The 22,427-nt window shown below is 32.1% G+C and carries 16 protein-coding genes; 15 read left to right on the top strand and 1 reads right to left on the bottom strand.

Going from position 1 to position 22,427, the window contains the following annotated elements:
- Positions 1–23: 23 nt before the first annotated feature.
- Entirely contained in the window at positions 24–626 is a 603-nt protein-coding gene (locus CLJU_RS08475) for a MerR family transcriptional regulator (RefSeq protein WP_013238386.1), read from the bottom strand.
- Between the two features lie 453 nt (positions 627–1,079).
- Here CLJU_RS08475 and CLJU_RS08480 point away from each other — a divergent pair, with 453 nt between their 5' ends.
- The 15 genes from CLJU_RS08480 (at position 1,080) to CLJU_RS08550 (ending at position 22,348) form a co-directional block, all read left to right on the top strand.
- Positions 1,080–1,661: a 4Fe-4S dicluster domain-containing protein gene (locus tag CLJU_RS08480; protein WP_013238387.1), complete on the top strand. Its 582-nt coding sequence runs from the start codon at positions 1,080–1,082 to the stop codon at positions 1,659–1,661.
- A 35-nt stretch (positions 1,662–1,696) separates the two neighbouring features.
- Positions 1,697–3,070 (top strand): [FeFe] hydrogenase, group A, encoded by a 1,374-nt coding sequence (locus tag CLJU_RS08485; RefSeq protein WP_013238388.1) that lies wholly within the window; start codon positions 1,697–1,699, stop codon positions 3,068–3,070.
- A gap of 352 nt (positions 3,071–3,422) precedes the next feature.
- Positions 3,423–3,983, top strand: coding sequence for a hypothetical protein (locus CLJU_RS08490; protein WP_013238389.1), 561 nt, complete (start codon positions 3,423–3,425; stop codon positions 3,981–3,983).
- Between the two features lie 145 nt (positions 3,984–4,128).
- Positions 4,129–4,590, top strand: coding sequence for a DUF4342 domain-containing protein (locus CLJU_RS08495; protein WP_013238390.1), 462 nt, complete (start codon positions 4,129–4,131; stop codon positions 4,588–4,590).
- A gap of 122 nt (positions 4,591–4,712) precedes the next feature.
- Positions 4,713–5,396, top strand: coding sequence for a response regulator transcription factor (locus CLJU_RS08500; RefSeq protein WP_013238391.1), 684 nt, complete (start codon positions 4,713–4,715; stop codon positions 5,394–5,396).
- Positions 5,389–6,558, top strand: coding sequence for a sensor histidine kinase (locus CLJU_RS08505; protein WP_013238392.1), 1,170 nt, complete (start codon positions 5,389–5,391; stop codon positions 6,556–6,558). Before CLJU_RS08500 ends, CLJU_RS08505 begins: the two co-directional genes overlap by 8 nt.
- Positions 6,559–6,649: 91 nt before the next feature.
- Positions 6,650–8,755 (top strand): cell division protein FtsA, encoded by a 2,106-nt coding sequence (locus tag CLJU_RS08510; RefSeq protein ID WP_013238393.1) that lies wholly within the window; start codon positions 6,650–6,652, stop codon positions 8,753–8,755.
- A 29-nt stretch (positions 8,756–8,784) separates the two neighbouring features.
- Positions 8,785–9,957 carry a M20 metallopeptidase family protein gene (locus tag CLJU_RS08515; protein WP_013238394.1) on the top strand — a complete coding sequence of 391 codons (1,173 nt, stop codon included), beginning with the start codon at positions 8,785–8,787 and terminating at the stop codon, positions 9,955–9,957.
- A gap of 319 nt (positions 9,958–10,276) precedes the next feature.
- Positions 10,277–11,236, top strand: a complete 960-nt coding sequence (locus CLJU_RS08520) for an RluA family pseudouridine synthase (RefSeq protein WP_013238395.1) — start codon at positions 10,277–10,279, stop codon at positions 11,234–11,236.
- A 42-nt stretch (positions 11,237–11,278) separates the two neighbouring features.
- Positions 11,279–12,886, top strand: a complete 1,608-nt coding sequence (locus CLJU_RS08525; protein WP_013238396.1) for a putative polysaccharide biosynthesis protein — start codon at positions 11,279–11,281, stop codon at positions 12,884–12,886.
- 233 nt (positions 12,887–13,119) lie between these two features.
- The gene (gene gltB, locus CLJU_RS08530; protein ID WP_013238397.1) at positions 13,120–17,658 is read left to right on the top strand and encodes a glutamate synthase large subunit; all 4,539 of its coding nucleotides are present in this window, start codon (positions 13,120–13,122) and stop codon (positions 17,656–17,658) included.
- A gap of 11 nt (positions 17,659–17,669) precedes the next feature.
- Positions 17,670–19,103 carry a glutamate synthase subunit beta gene (locus CLJU_RS08535; protein ID WP_013238398.1) on the top strand — a complete coding sequence of 478 codons (1,434 nt, stop codon included), beginning with the start codon at positions 17,670–17,672 and terminating at the stop codon, positions 19,101–19,103.
- A 508-nt stretch (positions 19,104–19,611) separates the two neighbouring features.
- Entirely contained in the window at positions 19,612–21,003 is a 1,392-nt protein-coding gene (pepV, locus tag CLJU_RS08540) for a dipeptidase PepV (RefSeq protein WP_013238399.1), read from the top strand.
- Positions 21,004–21,091: 88 nt separating this feature from the next.
- Positions 21,092–21,571, top strand: coding sequence for a 23S rRNA (pseudouridine(1915)-N(3))-methyltransferase RlmH (gene rlmH / locus CLJU_RS08545; protein ID WP_013238400.1), 480 nt, complete (start codon positions 21,092–21,094; stop codon positions 21,569–21,571).
- A 162-nt stretch (positions 21,572–21,733) separates the two neighbouring features.
- Positions 21,734–22,348, top strand: a complete 615-nt coding sequence (locus CLJU_RS08550) for a YdcF family protein (protein WP_013238401.1) — start codon at positions 21,734–21,736, stop codon at positions 22,346–22,348.
- Positions 22,349–22,427: the final 79 nt, after the last annotated feature.

The following is a 22,427-nucleotide window of genomic DNA, read 5'->3' on the forward strand; positions in this document are numbered from 1 at the left end:
TTGGCGAGGAGCAGAAGATAAATCTACTCCTCACAAAATCTAAATAATTTAAACCACTTTTGTTTCTTTTGTTTCTTTCTCTCCTTTCGGCTAATATATTCAGATTGATTATTTTGAATTTGTTCAACTAATTCTTTAGTATTTGTAATAGAATCAAATAGGGAATTTTTATCATTTAATATCTTAGATAAATTATCATTGATTAGAGAACTGCTTTTTTCAATATCACTTTTAATGATATTTGTATTGTTTTGCATAATATCTGAAACAGATTGTCTAATAATAGTTTCTATTTCAGGTTTTATCAAATTGGATATTGCTTGTGCTGCAAATTCTAAATCTTTTTGATTACTAAATAGGGAAGAATCATTATCTAAGAAATATTGTTTAATTTGTTGTGTTGTATAATGCTTTTCCTTGGATAAGTATTGAATCATCTTTAATTTGTTAATATCATCTTCAGTAAAATTTCTATATTTGCAGTGATGATTGGAGTTTAAATAGTCTTTGAAAGTAAGACAGTAATTTCTAATTGTTTGAGTGCTGGTGTTTAATAATTTTGCAACATCTTTTGTCTTGTAAGTATTTATTTTGAAATCGCTTATGTTTATTGATTTGTTTTCCATAGTTATCACTCCTTTTACAATATTATACAATTAATTGGAAATATTATCAAGACGATTTTTATATAAAATCATTAATATAAATAAAGTTCTTGACTAGGGAAAACTCTGTAAGGTTATTTTATTTAATTGCTCTATAATATAATATTTTAAGGATATTTTTTACTTAACTACAATATTTTATATTAGAGAGTAATTATATTTAAAAATTGATTTTTTAATGTTGGTACATAGAGATTTTCTCATTTTTATTGATATATACTTTGATAATTTTATTTGGTGCCAAAAATTTTGTTTATCAATGGATCTTACTTAGTGGGAGTGTTACAGTAGGCAGTTATCAGATAAAAAGTGAGGAAGTCCTATCATATAAATTTTAGTCCTTATGGGACTAGAAAAATAAAATCCTTAGAATTATGTTAAAGTCTAAAATAACTTATAAGGGGGTAATTGAATATGAAACTTAACTCTTTTGTAATAGCTGATGCCCATAAATGTATAGGGTGTAAAGCTTGCGAACTTGCCTGTGCTGCTTCACATTCTGATAATGACGGGAAGACAGTGGGAACAGTAGAAACTCCAATTATGCCGCGGCTTTTTCTTGTTAAAACAGCTGAAGTAACTGTGCCTATTCAATGTCGACAGTGTGAAGATGCTCCTTGTGCCAATGTTTGTCCGGTAAGGGCTATTAGTCAGCTTGACAATAAGATTGTGGTTGATACCGAAGCTTGTATAGGATGTAAAACTTGTATAATGGCTTGTCCGTTTGGTGCAATGGATCTTGTACCTAAGTATAAAGATGGTCAACTAGTTACTCAGAATGTGCTTATGTCTGAAACGGATAATGGTTTAGTAAAAAAAGAAGTAATTGTGGCACATAAATGTGATTTGTGTATTGATCAGCCTGATGGTCCAGCTTGTGTTAGGGCATGTCCAGAGAAAGCGTTGGAACTTATTGTACCAAAACAAGTAAAAAAGAAACGAAATATAGAGGCAGTTGATAATCTTTGGGATGCAGTAAAAGGTGTTTTTGATTAGAAATTTAATCTAAAATAAGCTAGGAGGCGATTGTTTTGACAGTTAAAAGTGAAGGTATTGTCAAAATTGATAAAGAGTTGTGTACAGGATGTAGACGATGTGCAGATATTTGTCCTGTAGATGCTATAGAAGGTGAGAAGGGACAACCTCAAACAATTAATACTGAACGCTGTGTTTTGTGTGGTCAGTGTGTACAAATTTGCAGTGCTTATGCATCTGCATTTGATGAAGATATTACTCCTCATAAGGAAAAGATAAAAGAGCGTAATATGCTTCCATCTGTTAAAGAGCCCTTATTTGCATCCTACTATAGAGGAGACGCTCCAGCAGTAAAAGAGGCCTTAGCAAATTCTAAACTTTTTACTATGGTTCAATGCGCACCAGCAGTACGTGTGGCTATTGCCGAAGAATTTGGTATGCCACTTGGAAGTTTAACACCAGGGAAAATGGCAGCTGCGCTAAGAGAGTTAGGTTTTGATCGAATTTATGATACTAATTTTGCTGCTGATCTAACTATTATGGAGGAAGTCAGTGAACTTATTAAAAGGGTTACTGAAGGTGGAGTACTGCCAATGTTCACTTCATGTTGTCCTGCTTGGGTAAAATTTATTGAGCAGGATTATCCGGAACTTATTCCACATCTGTCTTCTTGTAAATCTCCGCAACAAATGGAAGGTGCTCTGCTTAAAACATATGGTGCACAGGTTGATGGTGTAGATGCTGGCAAGATTTATAGTGTTTCAGTTATGCCTTGTATTTGCAAAAAATTTGAATGTGAACGTCCTGAAATGAAAGACAGTGGATATCAGGATGTAGATGCTGTAATTACCACACGGGAACTTGCACAATTAATAAAAGATGCTGGCATTGATTTTAATGGTTTACCTGAAAAAGAATTTGACAAGCCACTTGGAACTTATTCTGGTGCAGGCACTATTTTCTGTGCTACTGGTGGTGTTATGGAAGCTGCCCTGCGTACGGCATATAAATTGATTACTAAAGAAGAGATTCCAGATGTCGATCTCAAATTCATAAGAGGCGGCGAAGGCGTAAGAAGTTCAGAAATTAAAGTAGGAGATTTGACACTAAAAGTAGCAGTAGTTGCTGGTCTGAAAAATGTTGTACCAGTTTTGGAAGCAATTAAAACTGGGAAAGCAGATTTCCATTTCATTGAAGTGATGACCTGTCCAGTTGGATGTGTTAGCGGGGGCGGACAACCTAAGGTATTGATACCTGATGAAAAAGCTGATGCGTATACTAATCGTACATGCAGTACGTATGTACATGATGAAAATATGGAATATAGAAAATCACATGATAATCCTGAAATACAGAAAATTTATAAAGAATTCTTGGTAGAAGATAATATTCATCATTTGCTTCATACTACGTATACGCCAAGGAGGTAAGTATATTAAATACCTTATTGTATGGGGAATTTTTTAGTTTGTTACAAAACATAATTAAGATTATACTATTAATAAGTAACTCAATTTTCGCAGTTAAAAAACTTGCGAAGCAAAGCTTTTGAAAATAACAAAGTTCAAATAACAAAGAATAGATAAAGATGATTTTCTTCGTAACTCAGGAAATCTATAATTTTAATATTTTCTGACATTAGGAAGAAAGTTATCCTTATTTGATATTTGAACTTTGAACTTTGTTCTTTAAGAAAATTGCTTCGCAATATTTTTATATTAAGTCAAAATTTTATATGTGCGTAAATTGAGTAAATAGCTATATCAGAAGAGGAGAAGTAAAATGGAAACTAAAAAATATAATGTCCCCAATATGATTTTAATTGGTTCAACTGCTAGAAACAGTGGAAAAACTACTCTTGCTGTTTCAATAATAAATAAATATAAATTAAGTAGACCGGTGGTAGCACTAAAAGTGACAACTATCCAGGACAAAAATGGGAAATGCATACGCGGAGGAGAAGGTTGTGGGGCATGTTCAAGCTTAAAAGGAAACTTTGAGATAACGAAAGAGTTAAATTCAGACAATAATAAGGATACATCTTTACTATTAGCTGCTGGTGCAGAGAATGTTTACTGGCTAAAAGCATTAAAGAATAATATATACGAAGGGTTTAATGTATTTATTACTAAAATGCCTGAAAATGCTCTTATAATATGTGAATCAAATAGCTTACGAAAAGTTGTTAATCCAGGCGTCTTTATTATGATAAAAAATTCAAAAGATAGTCAAATGAAAAAGTCAGCAAGTGAAGTTATAGATCAAGCTGACATAACTATAGAAAATAGTTTTAATAATGATTTTGAAAAAGTAATAAAAGAAATAGAGAATATAATTAATTGATTAAATTTAATTACATAAAAAATTCTATGTAACTGATTTCTAATGAAATTCTAATCTTTAACTAATTGTCTTCTAATTATTCCCCAGTAGTATATAGGCATAGAGAAAATTCATTATTAAAAAATAGTTATAGGGAGGAATTAAGATGACAATTTCAATTGAACAAATTGATTCATTAAGAAAAAGAGCAAATGTAAGCTATAAGGAGGCCAAAGAGGCACTTGAAAAATGTAATGGTGATTTGCTGGAAGCACTTTTGTATTTAGAGGAACAGAATAAAATCAAACCGGAGCATGAAAGCATAAAGGGATCACCTTTTATTAAAAAAATTAAAAATATTATTTTAAAGGCTAACAAGGTAAGATTTGTAATATCTAAAGATGATAAAACAATTTTAAATTTGCCTTCTACTCTGGCAGTTTTACTTTGTATATTTGCATTTCCTGTTGCAATAGCTGTTGTAGTAATTGCTTTAATTACAAGTTGTAAGATAAGATTTCATAAAGAAAGTGGAGAAGAATGCAGTATTAATAGTAAAATAGATAAAGTTACTGAAGCTATGAACAATGCCAAATATAAAATAACAGAAGAGATTAAGAATGCATAAAATGAAACCTGCTTATGATTTTTCATAAAGCAGGTTCTATTTTTGCCTAGAATTTAGCTTATTATAAGGATTGTGAGTAATAAAAAAGGTATAATAAAATTAAAAAAGTACAGGAGGATAATATGGCTGGTGAAAAAATTCTTATTGTAGAAGATGAAGTGAAAATTGCAAGGTTTGTTGAGTTGGAACTTCAACATGAAGGATATATTGTAGATAAAGCTGTAGATGGAAGAGATGGACTGGAAAAAGCTTTAAATGAAAACTTTGATCTTATAATACTTGATGTAATGCTTCCTTCATTAAATGGAATGGAAGTACTAAGGAGGTTAAGGCAGAACTCTGAAGTTCCTGTCATCATGCTTACTGCAAAAGATGAAATAATGGATAAAGTAATGGGACTTGATATTGGTGCAGATGATTACATTACAAAACCATTTGCTATAGAAGAACTTCTTGCACGTATTCGTGTTACATTTAAGCATAAAAGGGTTACACCAGATAAATCTGGTATTATAGAAATAGGTAAATTGAAACTTAATGTGAGTAAATATCTTACTACATATGATGATGAAGTAGTAGAACTGACAAAAACAGAATTTGATCTATTAAAATATTTAATGGTAAACAAAAATATAGTACTTTCAAGGGAAAACATTCTTGAAAAAGTATGGGGATATGATTATACAGGGGATACTAATGTAGTAGACGTCTATATTCGTTATTTGAGAAGTAAAATAGATGATAGATTTAATCACAAATTTATTTATACCGTTCGAGGAGTGGGGTATCAATTAAAGGATGAGTAAGATTAAGCTTATATTTAGAATAATAGTTAAAATTATAAAGATTTTGTTTTTACTATTAGAGCGTGCTTTGAAGATTTTACCTAAATATTTAAGCAGGGCAGTTGAAAGTATAGAAAACAAACTTAGATTTTCCATTAGCTTTAAGATAACAGTAACCTATGTATTCACCTTTGTGATAATTTTTTTCTTCATTACTTTAGGTATAATTGGAAGCTTTAACTACTATATGCAAAATAGTAGAAAGGATAATTATATAGTAGTTCTTTTAGAAATTTTAGCAGTATGGAATATTATAGGATTAATTATAATCATAATAATTGGTTCAAAGGCCAGTAAAAAATTTTTATCTCCTGTGTATACTATGGCAGATACAGTGAAAAAGATATCAATTAACGCCCTGGATAAAAGACTTGATATTAAGGGATCAAAAAATGAACTTAAGGATTTAGCAAAAACTTTTAATGATATGATGGACAGAATTCAAAGTTCTATAGAGAAACAAAATCAATTTGTTTCTGACGCATCACATGAACTGAGAACACCTATTTCAGTAATCCAAGGATATGCTAATATGTTAGACCGCTGGGGAAAAGATGATAAAGATGTACTTGAAGAATCCATTGATGCTATAAAAAGTGAATCTAAAAGCATGAAAGACTTGATAGAGAAACTTTTATTTCTTGCAAGAGGAGATAAAAATACTCAAAAAGTTGAGAAAGAAAATTTCATGATGAATGAGCTGATAGATGAAATAGTAAAAGAGACAAAATTAATTGATGATGTCCATAAAATAGAAAATGAGCATAATGATGAATTTAGCATCAATGCTGACAAAAAGCTCATAAAGGAAGCTATAAGAATTTTCATAGACAACAGTATCAAATATACCGAGAAAGGTGAAGGCATAAAAATTGATTCTTATAAAAGAGAAAAGGAAGCTATAATAACCATTGCAGATAATGGTACAGGAATTTCAAAGGAAGACTTGCCTCATATATTTGATAGATTTTATAGAGCTGATAAATCTAGAACTAAAAGTAGTGGAGGTACAGGCTTAGGTCTTTCAATTTCAAAGTGGATAATAGATAAACATAATGGCAAAATTCATGTTTGGAGTGAAATAAACATAGGTACTATAGTAAAAATCACTTTGCCAATATAAATTGAATGTTTTGTCGTATTGTTATATAATTTTATTAGGCTCATATTTTGGGAATATGGGCCTTTAGATTACAGAAAAAGAGGTAAATATTATGGAGATTACTAACTTTAATCCGCAGGATGTAATATTTGCACTAGATATAGGTACAAGAACCGTAATAGGTACTGCTGGAATAGTGAAGGATAAAAAATTTAATATAGTATCAGAACATTGCGTGGAGCATGAGGAAAGAGCAATGATTGATGGGCAGATACATGATGTAGGTCTTGTGGCAAATGCAGTAAATGCTATAAAGAAAAAAATAGAAGAAGACCTAAACATGAAATTGGAAAATGCAGCAATAGCAGCAGCAGGAAGATTTTTAAGAACTGTATCTGTAAAAGAGGATATGAACATTGATTATGATAAGGAAATAGATAGGGATACCATAAGGAGTCTTGAGTTAACTGCGGTGAAGTCTGCGGAAAAGCAGGTAACTAAAAATACAAAGGGAAGATTGTATTGTGTAGGGTATAGTGTGAAAAGCTATTATCTAAATGGTTATCTTATAAGTAATCTATTGGCACATAAAGGAGAAAATATATCGGTAGAAGCTATAGCAACCTTTCTTCCAAGGTCTGTAGTAGACAGTTTGTATTCTGTTATGGAAAAAGTAGGCCTTCAGGTAGTAAGCTTGACTTTAGAGCCTATTGCAGCTATGGAAGCTGCAGTCCCACAAAATCTAAGGCTCTTAAATTTAGCACTAGTTGATGTAGGAGCAGGAACTTCGGATATAGCAATAAGTAGTAAGGATACTATAAGTGCTTATGGTATGGTATCCCAGGCAGGGGATGAAGTTACCGAAGTTATAGCACAAAATTATTTAGTCGATTTTAACACTGCAGAAAAGATAAAAAAACAGTGTAATGAAAATGAAACTATAAAGTATACAGATGTTTTAGGCATAGAAAGTAAAATATCCTCTGAAGAAGTTATAAAGCTCATAAATCCTGTTGTTAATAAGATAGCAGATGAAATTGGAAATAAAATAGTTGAGTTAAATGGAGATAAACCGCCTAATGCAATTTTTCTTGTGGGTGGAGGAGCTCATACTCCGGAACTGAAGGAATTCTTAGCTAAAAAGTTGAACATGCCTCTCCAAAGAATTGCCATAAAGGGAAGAGAAGCGGTTACGGATTGTGTATGTCTTGACAATTCTCTTGGAAGTACAGGGGTTACTGTTTTAGGTATTGCACTTATTTCCATAAGAAGACTAGGACATGGATTTATTGATGTAATGTTAAATGGAAATGTAATAAGTCTTTTTAATTCTCATGGACATACTGTAATGGATGTAATGCTGCAAGCAGGAATAAATCCTAAATCATTAATAGGCAAAAACGGTAAAAATATAAGATTTACAGTAAATGGTATAAAAAGAGTAGCTTTTGGTACTTTAGCTTCCAATACCAAAATAACTGTAAATGGAATTGAAAAAAGCATGGATGAGGAAATTAAAGAGGGAGACGACATAGAAATAAAGTATGCAATTAATGGAAAAAATGCTGTACCTAAAGTAATAGACTACATACAAAAATCCTATTCTGTGAGCTTTTTTATAAATGATTTAATAGAAAATTTAGAACCTGCAGCATATATAAATGGAAATAGAGTAAAATTGGATAGTACCATAAATGAAGGAGATAATGTAAATATAATCTTACCAGAAACCATTTCTGACTATGAAAAATATTTTTCGACTGACAGTGGAGAGGAATTTGTATATTATTTAGATGGAAACAAATTAGACAAAAAATATATTATAAATGAAGGGGACAGAATTTATAGAATAACTAAAGTAGAAGATGGAAAAGAAAAGAATTCTAAAGAAGAAAGACAGGAAAATTTAAGTTCAGAAGAAGTGGCTTTGGAAACGGCGCCAAAGGAAGAAGATATAAGAAAAGATAAAGAGGATGAATTACACAAATCTACTTTGGATGAAAAAAGTAAGGATACAAATGAAATAACTGTAGTTGCAAATGGAAAAACTGTAGTACTTACGGGGAAAAAGGATTATATATTTGTGGACATATTTAATCACATAGAATTTGATCTAACAAAAATTAAAGGAAAGCTGTATTTGCATTTAAATGGAAACAATGCAGGTTATTATGATAAGTTGTCTGAAGGAGACATAATAGAATTAGGGTGGGAATAAGTATTGATACTAATATTGGAGGAACAAATATGCAGAGAAACTTTTTGAAAATGGCAGAATCTATGAAACAAGAATTGATTGAAACGAGAAGGGATTTTCATAGGCATCCAGAACTTGGATATGATTTAGAAAGAACTTCTGGCAAAGTAAAACAATTTTTAAATAAATGGGGCATAGAGCATAAGGACACGGCCCGTACAGGAATATGTGCAATAATAAGAGGAAAAGGTACTAAAACTATAGGAATAAGAGCTGATATGGATGCACTTCCTTTAGAAGATAAAAAAGTTTGTGACTATTCTTCAGAGGTTAAGGGAAAAATGCATGCCTGTGGCCATGACGCACACACAACTATACTTCTTGGAGCTGCTAAAATCCTAAACTCTATAAAAGATGAATTAAGGGGAAATGTAAAATTGTTTTTTGAACCTGCAGAAGAAACTACAGGTGGAGCTAAGTTGATGATAGAAGATGGAGTACTTGAAGATCCAAAGGTTGATAGAGTAATAGGACTCCATGTAGAGGAAAATATAGAAGTGGGGAATATAGGACTTAAACTTGGAGTAGTGAATGCGGCTTCTAATCCTTTTGACATAAAAATTAAAGGAGTTGGATCTCATGGAGCAAGACCTCATATGGGAATTGATCCCGTTGTAATAGCAAGCCATGTAGTAATAGCACTTCAGGAAATTGTAAGTAGGGAACTTCCTCCTACAGATGCAGGAGTAATAACTATAGGATCAATTCATGGAGGTACGGCCCAAAATATAATACCAGATGAAGTCACAATATCAGGTATTATAAGAACTATGAAGACAGAGCATAGGGAATACGTAAAGAAAAGGCTTTGTGAAATAACAAATGGAGTAGTTAATTCTTTTAGGGGAAAATGTGAAATAGACATACAGGAGAGTTATCCTTGCCTTTATAATGACAATAGGGCAGCACAGGATATTTTAAATGCAGCATATGATGTTATAGGTAAAGATAAAGTAAAGATACTTGAGAAGCCAAGCATGGGCGTAGAAAGTTTTGCTTATTTTTCTATGGAAAGACCTTCTGCCTTTTATTATTTAGGATGCAGAAATGAAGAAAAACAAATAATACATCCTGCCCATGGAAATTTATTTGACGTAGATGAAGATTGTCTTCCTATCGGAGTTGCCATACAGTGCAAGGCAGCTTATGATTTTTTAAGATAGTACAGTATTTAAATGTACTTAGAGTTTTTATTGTAATGGGTATAAACTTTAAGTATATTTTTTATGTAGAAAAACAAGTATAAGTATGTAAGGTATTTTCTTTCAAATACCTAAGTTAAAAATTATATTTCTATTTATTGATTTAGTTAATAATAGTAGTATATAATTAGGTGTTGTCCAGATTAAATTGTAAATAATACAATTTGATAAATAGCAAAGAACTTTAAACTTTTTAAAAACTTTGCAATATAGAAATTTTAAATTACTAATTGCAGATATATAAGAGAGTTGTTAATTTTAAGACTTAGGAGAGATTGATATGAAATTGGAGATAGGAAAGAACGAAGCTGGTCAAAGATTAGATAAATTTTCAAGAAAATGGCTTCGGGATGTGCCACTTAGTGGTATATATAGAGCTATAAGAAAAGGTGATATTAAAGTAAATGGAAAAAAGGCTAAAGAAAAATATTTCCTTTTGGAAGGAGATATAGTAAATGCAGAATACATAACTTCTAAGGAAACGAAATCTAAATTTGAAAGAATAGACAACGCTTTCTTAAAGATAATTTATGAAGACAAAAATATGCTTTTGGTAGAAAAATGGCCTGGGGTTTTGGTGCATTCAGATAAAAATTCCAAGGATGCTACTTTAACTGATTATGTACTTTCACATTTGTATGATAGGGGAGAGTTTAATCCAGAAGAAGAGGTTACTTTTACTCCATCACCTTGTAATAGATTAGACAGGAATACTTCTGGTATAGTTATTTATGGAAAAAATTATGAATCATTGAAGTTATTGAATGAGATGATAAGGGAAAGAAGCATAAAGAAGTATTATATAGCTCTTGTAATTGGAAAAATAAAAGATGGAGTTTATGAAGGTTACATAAAAAAAGATAGAACAAATAACAAATCCAGTGTAAGCAATACACCGGAAAAAGATTCAAAAAAGATATCTATGAGAGTAAAAAATGTTAACACCTGCGGCATATATTCACTGATACAACTTGAGCTAATTACGGGTAGAAGTCATCAGTTGAGGGCTCACCTAGCATATTTAGGAAATGCAATAGTAGGAGACAGTAAATATGGTGTTTCAAATATAAATAGTTTTTTCTATAATAAATATGGTTTGGATTATCAATACTTATATGCATATAAGTTAAACTTTAGGAGCTGTCCTGAAGAACTTAATTATATGGAAAACAAGACCATAACAGAGGGACTTCCACCTATATTAAAGAAGATAAAAAAGGATATATTTAATAAATTCTAATATTTTAGGATATTAATAGTTTTTGATAGGGAGTTTTAAATTATGAAAGAGCAGTCAACAACTAAAGGTTTTGCCATACTTTCTATGGCAGGGATGGCCGTAAAAATATTATCTGTTATATATATACCACTTATGATGAAAATAATAGGTGAAGAGGGTTATGGATTGTATGGTGCATCTTATCAGGTATATGCCTTTGTTTTCGTACTTACGAATGCAGGTATACCTGTAGCTATATCAAAGCTTATATCTGAATTGAATGCAGTAGGTAATTATAGAGATGCAGTAAGGGGATTTAAAATAGCTAGATTTATTCTGGTCATTTTGGGAATAGTAATGGCATCTTTTCTAATTATATTTTCAGGGCCTTTAGCTAGTATAACAAAATATAACAAGGCGTATTTATCGCTTTTAACTTTGGCACCAGCTATATTTTTCACTTCCATTGCTTCTGCCTATAGGGGATATTTTCAAGGAAGGGCAAACATGACACCTACAGCAGTATCACAGGTTATAGAACAAATAGTAAATACCATATTTGCACTTGTATTTGCAGCCTATTTAATGAGATATGGAGTAGAAGTAGGTTGTACTGGAGGACCTATTGGAACTTCTTTTGGAGCTCTCGCTTCTGCTACATTTTTGATATACTGTTATGAAAAAAATAAAAAAATAAAGCTTCCTCAAAATTATGTGGAAGTAAGTAGGACAAGACTCACCACATCACAGCTTGTGAAAAAAATTATAAAATATGGAGTTCCTATAACTTTATGTGTAGGAATGACCTATGCTGGAAGTATAGTGGATTTAACCAATACTAAAACAAGGCTTATGGTTGGAGGAATAAGTGATACCAATGCTACTATACTTTATGGATATTTAAACAAATATCAGCAGCTTTTGAATGTTCCTATTGCTATAATATCTTCGCTTTCCGCAGCAATACTTCCAGCAATATCAGCAGCTTTTGCAGTTAAGGATAGAAAAAGGGTAAAAGATAAGATAAACTACTCTTTCAGACTTTGTTTCTTAATTGCGATACCTTGTGCAGTTGGATTTTCTGTTTTAAGTGGCCATATATACGAGCTTTTAAAGTTTGGAAAAGCATATTATATTATGGAATGTGGTTCTATAGTGCTTGTACTTATGTCAATAATGCAAATACAAACAACCATTTTGCAAAGTGTTGGAAAGCTGTTTACTGCTACATTTTATTCTGTAATAGGTATAGTAGTCAAAATATGTATAAATTATGTTCTTATTGCAATCCCTAATATAAATATATTAGGGGCAATAGTAGGAAGTATAGTGGGATTTGTCATACCTATAATATTAAACCATATAATTATTAGGAAATCTTTAAATGCAAAAGTTAGTCTTATAAGACATGCTGTTAAACCAGCAATTGCTTCTGTAATGATGGGAATAGTTGTATTCGCTTCTTCGTTTGCCATGGATTTTATATTTGGATTTATAAAGATTGCGTATATCCCAAATGCTATTTCTACAATAGTATCTGTTTTAGTAGGAATAATTACATATGTTTTTACTATGGCACTAATTGGCGGCATAAGAAAAAGGGATATGGAATTGCTGCCTGGTACAGTACGAAAATTAATACCAGGCTTTATATTGAGAAAAGTAAAATAAGATAGTATAAATAGAAAATTGAAATATTTTTTTAAAAAACTTGCATTACAAAATAAAATATGATAAAATTAGTCTTATTAAAATGCTAATAACTTATAACATGATTAGTATTTTACAGCAATATATCAAGTTTGATAATTAAATAACTATAATTCAAGGAAATTTTAAAATGCATTTCTGGGGGTCAGGGAAATGCATTTTTATTCAAAAAAATTTAGACGGGGGCTGAAAACATGAAATATAATTTAGGATTCCCTTCAAAACAAGGATTATATGATCCTGATTATGAAAAGGATTCTTGTGGGGTAGGATTTATAGCCAGTATAAAAGGTGAAAAAACTCATGATATTGTAAAAAAAGGTGTTAAAATTTTAGTTAACTTAACTCACAGAGGAGCAGTAGGAGCTGATACTAAAACAGGAGATGGTGCAGGTATACTTGTCCAAATTCCAGATGAATTTTTTAGAATAAATTGTGACAATTTAGGAATAGAATTACCTGAACCAGGTGAATATGCTGTAGGTATGGTGTTTTTTCCAAAAGAAACTGCAATAAGGCTGCAGTGTGAGGGAATACTCGAAAGGGCAGCAGAAGAAGAAGGACAGAAAATTTTAGGCTGGAGAGATGTACCTACAGATAATAGAAGTATTGGTGAAACAGCTAAGGGTACTGAACCTATTATAAGACAGATATTTATAGGTAAAAATGCACAAAATCAAACTGATTTTGAAAGAAAACTTTATATAATCAGAAAAAAAGTTGAAAATGAAGTTAAAAAAACTCTTGAAAGTGCAGCAAAGTCTTTTTATGTATGCAGCCTTTCAAGTAAAACTATAGTTTATAAAGGATTATTATTGGCAGATCAAATAAAGAAATTTTATATTGATTTAAATGATATAAACTTTAAAAGTGCCATTGCACTAGTACATCAAAGATACAGCACAAATACTTTCCCAACTTGGGATTTAGCACAACCTTTTAGGTTTCTTGGACATAATGGTGAGATAAATACTATAAGAGGAAATAGAAACTGGATGAGATCACGTGAAGGTGTACTGAAATCTGAGGCTTTCGGAAAGGATATTAAGAAGCTCTTCCCAATAATAAGTGAAGGTGGAAGTGACTCTGCATCTCTTGATAATGTATTGGAGCTATTATATGAAGATGGAAAATCCCTACCACATGCACTTATGCTTCTCATACCAGAAGCGTGGGAAGGAAATAAATATATGGAAGAATACAAAAGGGCTTTTTATGAGTACCACGGTTCTCTTGTAGAACCTTGGGATGGACCTGCTGCGGTTGCATTTTCTGATGGTGTACAAGTTGGTGCTACCCTTGATAGAAATGGATTAAGGCCTTTAAGATATATGATAACTAAAAATGGTCTTGTAGTACTTGCATCAGAAACAGGAGTGTTAGAATTTAAAGATGAAGATATAGAGGAAAAGGGAAAACTAAAACCAGGCAAAATGTTCTTGGTTGATACTGCCCAGGGAAGAATAATAGATGATGAAGAATTAAAAAGAGATATATGCAAGAGTAAGCCTTATGAAGAAATGCTTCCTAAATTAAAATTTACTCTTGATATGTTTAATGCAGTTAGGACGAGAGAAGAAATACCACCTGTAGTATTAAAAGAAAAACAACAGGCTTTTGGTTACTCTCTTGAAGATTTGAGCAAAATAATAGGACCTATGGCAAGGGATGGTAAAGAGCCTGTGGGGTCTATGGGAAATGATACCCCTCTTGCAGTGCTTTCAAATAAAAATCAATTACTTTTTGCGTATTTCAAACAACTTTTTGCCCAGGTAACCAATCCACCTATAGATTCTATAAGAGAAAGATTAGTAATGTCTCTTGCAAATTATATAGGTTCTACTCAGGCTAATATATTAAATGGTAAAGATGGGGAAATCTCAAATGATCCTTTTATAGAGATAAAGAGTCCTACATTGACTAATGAAGAAATATCAAAAATCAAAAGCTTGAGAGATAAAAATTTTAAAACTACTACTATTCCTATTACATTTAAATGTGATACGGGAGTAGAAGGTTTTAAGGAAGCTCTTGAAAAAATTTGTGAGAGGGCTTCAAAGAGAATAAAAGAAGGATATAATATATTAGTTTTAAGTGATAAAAATGTTGATTCTTATGAGGCTGCAATACCAAGTTTACTTGCTGTTTCAGCAGTTCAGCACCATTTAATTAGAGAAAAAACACGTACAAAGGTTTCAATTATTGTAGAGACTGGAGAAGCAAGAGAAACTACACATTTTGCACTTTTAATAAGCTATGGTGCTTCTGCAGTTAACCCTTATCTTGTATATCAAACTATAGATGAAATGATAAAGGAAAAGGATATAGTTGGGATTAAACCAGAAGAAGCAAAGAAAAATTATATTAAAGCTATAAATCAAGGAATACTTAAAATACTTTCTAAAATGGGTATATCCACGCTGCAAAGTTATCATGGTGCGCAAATATTTGAAGCAATAGGTCTTGATTCAGAATTTGTGAATAAATATTTTGAGGGTACGTCATCTAGAATAGGCGGTATAGGTATTGATGTAGTTGCAAAGGAAGTACTTGCAAGACATAAAAATGCTTTTAATAAAATAAGAAAACCTATTTCTGAGCTCAATGTAGGTGGTAACTATTCCTGGAGAAAAGGAGGAGAGTTTCATCTCTTTAATCCTGAAACTATATACAAACTTCAAGTTGCAGCAAGAACTAATGACTATGGTATGTATAAGCAGTATGCTAAAGTAATAAATGAACAAGATAAAAATTTATGTACAATAAGAGGCTTGTTTCAATTTAAAAAGGGAAATGAAATACCTATAGAAGAAGTTGAACCAGTAAGTGAAATTCTTAAAAGATTCTGTACAGGAGCTATGTCCTTTGGTTCTATAAGCAAAGAAGCTCATGAAACTATAGCTATAGCTATGAATAGAATAGGTGGAAGGAGTAATACTGGAGAAGGTGGAGAAGATCCTGATAGATATGTACTAGATCCAAATGGTGACTCCAGAAGAAGTGCCATAAAACAGGTGGCATCAGCACGTTTTGGTGTAACTACAGAATATTTGGCAAATGCAGATGAAATTCAGATAAAGATAGCACAAGGTGCAAAACCAGGAGAAGGTGGACAACTTCCAGGTAGGAAGGTTAATAAGTATATTGCTAAAATAAGGTATTCAACACCAGGCATAGACCTTATCTCACCACCACCTCACCATGATATATATTCAATAGAGGATTTAGCTCAATTAATATATGATTTAAAAAATGTAAATCCTAGTGCAGCTATAAGTGTAAAACTTGTGTCTGAAGTAGGAGTAGGAACAATTGCTGCTGGAGTTGCAAAGGCTCATGCAGATTTAATACTTATAAGTGGTCATGATGGAGGTACAGGGGCATCACCTATGTCATCTGTAAAAAATGCAGGAATACCTTGGGAACTTGGATTGTCTGAGACACAACAAGTACTACTGTTAAATGACCTGCGAAGCAGAGTTAGAATTCAAACAGATGGACAGCTAAAGACAGGTAGAGATGTTGCAATTGCAGCACTTCTTGGAGCTGAAGAATTTGGTTTTGCAACTACTGCTCTTGTAGTAATGGGATGTACTATGCTTAGAAAATGTCATTTAAATACTTGTGATATGGGAATAGCTACCCAGGATCCTGAATTAAGAAAGAATTTTAAAGGAAAACCAGAGCATATAATAAATTTCCTTACTTTTATCGCGCAGGAAGTTAGAGAATATATGGCAAAACTTGGTTTTAAAACAATGAATGAAATGGTTGGAAGAGTAGATATGCTTGAGACAAAAAAGGCTATTACTCATTGGAAAGCTAAAGGTTTGGATTTGTCTGCTATACTTTATAAACCATATATGCCAAAGAGAATCAAATCCTACTGTGTAATACCGCAGGATCATGGACTTGATAAGGCAATAGATTATAAACTCATCCAAATGACACAAAAGGCAGTACAGGATAAGATCAAAGTTACTGCAAATTTAGAGATAAAAAATGTAAATCGTTCTGTGGGAACAATGCTAAGTGGAACAATTGCAAAGAAATATGGTGCCAAGGGACTTCCAGAAGATACTATAGTGTTAAATTTTAAGGGATCAGCAGGACAGAGTTTTGGAGCCTTTGGAATAAATGGACTTACTCTACTTCTTGAAGGAGATGCCAATGATTATGTTGGAAAAGGTCTCTCTGGTGCTAAAATAGTTATAAAAACTCCTGAGAAGGCAACCTTTGTTGCAGAAAAGAATATCATAGCAGGTAATACTATTTTATATGGAGCTACATCAGGAAAGGTATTTGTAAATGGTACTGTAGGAGAAAGATTTGCAGTAAGAAACAGTGGTGCTATAGCTGTAGCTGAAGGTGTAGGAGACCACTGCTGTGAATATATGACTGGCGGAAGAGTAGTTATTATAGGACAAACAGGAAGAAACTTTGCAGCTGGTATGAGCGGCGGTATAGCTTATGTACTTGATGAAGATGATTCTTTTGATAGAAAATGCAACATGGAAATGGTTGAAATTGCACAAATGGCAGATGAGGATGATGTAAATACAGTATATAGTTTAATACAGGAACATTATAAATATACAGATAGTGCAAAAGCTAAAAAAATTCTTGAAAAATGGGATGTATATAAAACCAAGTTTAAGAGGGTAATACCTACTGCGTATAAACTTATACTGGAACAAACCAAATTAGAAGCAGCTGCTGCTTCTAATATGTAGGAGGTATCACTATGGGAAAAATAACTGGTTTTAAAGAATATAAAAGAGAAAATCCAAAAGAACGTCCGGTAGAGGAAAGAATCAAAGATTATAAGGAAGTATACTATAAACTTCCTAAGGATAAATTGAATGTACAGGCAGCAAGATGCATGAATTGTGGAACTCCTTTTTGTAATTGGGGATGTCCTCTTGAAAATCTAATTCCGGATTGGAATGATTTTGTATATAAGAATGAATGGCACAAGGCGTTTGAAAGACTTTCATTAACTAACACTTTCCCTGAATTTACAGGAAGAATATGTCCTGCTCTCTGTGAAGGCTCTTGTACACTTGGAGTAAATAGAGAACCTGTTTCTGTAAGGCAGCTAGAACTTAATATAATCGAAAAGGCTTTTGAAGAAGGATGGATAAAACCTAATCCACCAAAAGTTAGAACTGGAAAAAGGGTAGCTATAGTAGGTTCAGGACCATCTGGACTTTCAACTGCTGCAGAGCTCAATTCTGTAGGTCATACTGTTACTGTTTTTGAAAGAGCAGATGAAGTTGGTGGACTTTTAAGATATGGTATTCCTGATTTTAAACTTGAAAAACATGTAGTTGACAGAAGAGTAAATATTATGAAAGAAGAAGGAATAATATTTAAAACAAACATAAATGTAGGAGTAAATTACGATGTAAATGAACTTTTAGGTAATTTTGATGCTGTTGTTTTAACAGGAGGTTCTACTATTCCAAGAGACCTTAAAGTGGAAGGAAGAGAACTTAAAGGCACTTATTTTGCAGTAGATTTTCTAAGGCAGCAAAATAAAAGAGTTTCTGGTAAGAAAATTACAGAAGAAGAGATAAATGCCAAAGGAAAGATAGTCGTTGTTATCGGTGGAGGAGATACAGGTTCCGATTGTATTGGTACTTCTATAAGGCAGGGAGCTAAAAAGGTTTATCAATATGAGGTTATGCCAAAGCCACCTGAAAATCGTGATAAAACAATGCCGTGGCCTGTTTTCCCAAAAACTTTGAAAACTACTACTTCCCATGAAGAGGGATGTATACGTGAATGGTGTATAAACACCAAAAAGCTTGTAGGAGAAAAAGGTGTATTGAAATCACTTAAAGGTGTAAAGGTTAAGTGGGAAGATAACAATGGTAAGAGACAAATGGTAGAAGTACCAGGTACAGAATTTGAACAACCAGTTGATTTGATACTTTTAGCTATGGGATTTTTGCATCCTCAGCATGAAGGATTGCTTGACAGCCTAGGTGTAGAATATGATGCTAGAGGTAATGTGGTAACGGATGTGAATTATATGACTGCAAAAGAAGGGGTATTTGCAGCAGGAGATATGAGACGTGGACAATCTCTTGTAGTTTGGTCACTAAATGATGGTAGAAGAGTGGCAAAGAATGTTGATAAATATTTAATGGGAGAAACATCTCTCAGAGGATAATTTTAATAATTGAAAATTAAGAGTTAAGAATTAATAGTTATGATGAATTTTTTCCCGTTAACACTTAAGAAAATCTAGTGCAGAGTGCTATTGAAGCAAAACTTCAATAGCACTCTTTAAATTTTTCATTATTGTAAAAATATTTGAAGTATAAGTTTATTTTTATGTTAGAAAGCCTATGAGATGATTCTAATTGAAATTTGCCATTATATGATTTGGTGTATTTAAATAACTTGTAAAAATAAAAGTTTTGCCCGACAATTGAATAAAATTGGGCACTTGAAATAAGAACATCCAATAAATAATTCACATGTATTGAAAAAGGATGGAAAACGGTATACAATAATCATATTAGATAGGTTGTGTTAAAAAAATAAATAGTATAATATAATATTTGTATATTTAAAATATTGAAATTGAGAAATTTAGATTACTCTCTATAAAGGGGGTTATTAAAGATAGCAGTCATTTAACTGACTATAAATTTATTATACGAGGAGGAATACAGATGGAACTTAACAAAAAAGTTGATGAAATGAAAAAAGAGTTGATTAAGGCAACTCAAGAGGTAGTTAGAATTAAAAGTACTCTAGATGAAGAAAAGCCAGGTATGCCTTTTGGTGAAGGCCCAGCAAAAGCACTTGAAAAGGCTCTTGAAATTGCAGCTGAACTTGGATTTCATACATATAAAGAAGAAGAAGGATATTACGGATATGCAGAATACGGTGAAGGGGAAGATTATGTAGCAGTTCTGGGACATATGGATGTAGTGCCAGAAGGAGATAATTGGATTTATCCACCTTATGGAGCAGAAATACATGAAGATAAGATTTTTGGCAGAGGTACATTGGATGATAAAGGAGCAACAATGGCAGCACTCTTTGGATTAAAGGCTATAAAGGATCTTAAAATGCCGCTTTCAAAAAAAGTAAGGGTTATTTTTGGAACAAATGAAGAGACGGGAAGCTCTGAAATGCATGTTTATAATAAGAAAGAAAAGGCTCCAGTATCTGGATTTACACCAGATGCCATGTATCCACTTATAAATGCTGAAAAGGGTATAAGAAGATTTCATGTTGCTAAAAAATTGACTTCTTGCAATTGTGGAATTGCAATTAAATCATTAAAAGGTGGAATAAGACCTAACATGGTTCCTGATAAATGTGAAACTGTAATATCTATAAAAAATACAGAAGATATGGTTAAAGCAGTAAAGGAATTTGCAGATAAAAAGGGATATAATATGAAAACTGAAATTGTAAATGGAGATGTAGTTTTACACACATTTGGAGTAGGAGCTCATGGAAGTATGCCTGAATTGGGTAAAAATGCTGTAATGCAGACTTTTGACTTTTTAGGAACTATTGCAAAAGGATCTTGTCCTCTTGCAGACTATATAAATTTCTTTAATAAATATGTTGGATTTGAAACAGAAGGTACTTCACTTGGAATAGCCTGTGAGGATAAACCATCAGGAAAATTATCATTAAATGTAGGGGTTGCTGAAATCAATGAAGAGACGGCTGATTTGTGGTTAGATATGAGATATCCTGTTACAAAGAAAGGTGAAGAAATCATGGATACCCTTTCTAAGAAATTTGCAGAGTGTGGTGCCAAAATAGAAAGAGTAGAAGCTGATGAACCTCTTTATTTCGCAGAAGATAGTGAGTTAGTTAAAACTCTTCTTAAAGTTTATAATGATGAGACTGGCCAGGAGGGAAAAGCTTATGGAATAGGCGGAGGAACTTATGCTAAGGAGCTTCCGAATATAATTGGATTTGGACCAATATTCCCTGGAAAACCAGACCTTGATCATCAGGCTAATGAATATATTGAAATTGGGGATCTAGTAATGAATGCTAAAATATATGCCCATGCAATATATGAACTTGCAAAATAATTTTACAATTTATAAGATGAAATAGCACGAGTAATTCGTGCTATTTTTATGATATAATACATGTTAATATTTAGAAGTGGAGAAAAGTATGAATCTAACAATAATTACTGTAGGAAAATTGAAAGAAAAGTACCTAAAAGATGCAGTAGAGGAGTATTCGAAAAGACTGTCTAGGTATTGCAAAATCAATATAGTGGAAGTTCAGGATGAAAAGACTCCAGAAAATGCTTCTAAAAAGGATGAAGATATTATAAGGGAAAAAGAAGGAGCAAGAATATCAAAGTATATAAATGATAGTATGTATGTAGTGGCAATGGATCTAAAGGGAAATACTATGACTTCTGAGCAGTTTTCTGATTTTATTGGAAATTTAGGACTTCAGGGCAGGAGCAATATTGCTTTTATAATAGGTGGTTCTCTAGGTATTTCCAGGGAAATTTTACAAAGAGCTGATTACAAGCTGTGTTTTTCCAAGATGACTTTTCCACATCAGCTCTTTAGGGTAATGCTTTTGGAGCAGATATACAGGGGATTTAAGATAATGAAAGGTGAACCTTACCACAAATGACCTAGATTTTTTGTGGAAAATGCTGATATAAGCGGGTTAAGAGAGTACATATACAAAATATAATTAAAATAATTATTACTATAGGGTAGATTTTAGAAGAGGATTATAATTAATTTTATAGAATACTATAAATTATACGCAATTAATGGAGTACAAAAGGAAATGGATGCTAATGTTTTTATTATTTTATTAAAGTATATGGCAATAAGTGTTTTGTTTTTTATTATCATAGTCCTTGTAGTAATCAATTTATATCCACTTTTATTTTATAAGTCTCCTGAAACAAAATTGAAAAGGGATAGATATGATGTGATAATTATTTTAGGATTTCCTGCATTACAGGACGGGAAACCTTCCCCTATAATGAGAGAGAGAGTTATAAAAGCAGTTGAATTATTTAATAAGGGATACGCTAATAACATTATATGTTCGGGTGGAGGAGTTTATAATAAATATATTGAAGCAGATATTATGGCTAATTTCGCAGAATCATTAGGTATTCCCAATAGTTGTTTGATTAGAGAGGATAAATCAAGAAACACATATCAAAATATACAAAATTCAATAAAGATAATGGAAGATAAAAAATGGTCATCAGCAATGATAGTAACTTCTCCCTGGCATTTAAGACGTTCTAACTATTTTTTATCAAAATTCAATATTACATATCAAATGGAGAAGTCTGACTATCCAAGAGAATTCTCTTATATTTATATTATTGCTATGTATATGTGGGAAAATTATGTAATGATCAAAACTAAAATAAAAAGGCACTAATACTATACTATTCCTAAGATTCTTATATTGTAAATTAAGAATTATTTGTATAGTATAAAGAAATGATTATGGAAGCTAA

This window comes from Clostridium ljungdahlii DSM 13528 (assembly GCF_000143685.1).
Taxonomy (GTDB): domain Bacteria; phylum Bacillota; class Clostridia; order Clostridiales; family Clostridiaceae; genus Clostridium_B; species Clostridium_B ljungdahlii.

Excerpts from the sequence above, each read along its gene's own strand:
- CLJU_RS08510 (WP_013238393.1), top strand. The coding sequence starts at position 6,650 with ATGGAGATTACTAACTTTAATCCGCAGGATGTAATATTTGCACTAGAT.
- gltB (WP_013238397.1), top strand. The coding sequence starts at position 13,120 with ATGAAATATAATTTAGGATTCCCTTCAAAACAAGGATTATATGATCCT.
- CLJU_RS08490 (WP_013238389.1), top strand. The coding sequence starts at position 3,423 with ATGGAAACTAAAAAATATAATGTCCCCAATATGATTTTAATTGGTTCA.
- CLJU_RS08520 (WP_013238395.1), top strand. The coding sequence starts at position 10,277 with ATGAAATTGGAGATAGGAAAGAACGAAGCTGGTCAAAGATTAGATAAA.
- CLJU_RS08535 (WP_013238398.1), top strand. The coding sequence starts at position 17,670 with ATGGGAAAAATAACTGGTTTTAAAGAATATAAAAGAGAAAATCCAAAA.
- CLJU_RS08480 (WP_013238387.1), top strand. The coding sequence starts at position 1,080 with ATGAAACTTAACTCTTTTGTAATAGCTGATGCCCATAAATGTATAGGG.
- rlmH (WP_013238400.1), top strand. The coding sequence starts at position 21,092 with ATGAATCTAACAATAATTACTGTAGGAAAATTGAAAGAAAAGTACCTA.
- CLJU_RS08515 (WP_013238394.1), top strand. The coding sequence starts at position 8,785 with ATGCAGAGAAACTTTTTGAAAATGGCAGAATCTATGAAACAAGAATTG.
- CLJU_RS08550 (WP_013238401.1), top strand. The coding sequence starts at position 21,734 with ATGGATGCTAATGTTTTTATTATTTTATTAAAGTATATGGCAATAAGT.
- CLJU_RS08525 (WP_013238396.1), top strand. The coding sequence starts at position 11,279 with ATGAAAGAGCAGTCAACAACTAAAGGTTTTGCCATACTTTCTATGGCA.
- pepV (WP_013238399.1), top strand. The coding sequence starts at position 19,612 with ATGGAACTTAACAAAAAAGTTGATGAAATGAAAAAAGAGTTGATTAAG.
- CLJU_RS08500 (WP_013238391.1), top strand. The coding sequence starts at position 4,713 with ATGGCTGGTGAAAAAATTCTTATTGTAGAAGATGAAGTGAAAATTGCA.
- CLJU_RS08505 (WP_013238392.1), top strand. The coding sequence starts at position 5,389 with ATGAGTAAGATTAAGCTTATATTTAGAATAATAGTTAAAATTATAAAG.
- CLJU_RS08495 (WP_013238390.1), top strand. The coding sequence starts at position 4,129 with ATGACAATTTCAATTGAACAAATTGATTCATTAAGAAAAAGAGCAAAT.
- CLJU_RS08475 (WP_013238386.1), bottom strand. The coding sequence starts at position 626 with ATGGAAAACAAATCAATAAACATAAGCGATTTCAAAATAAATACTTAC.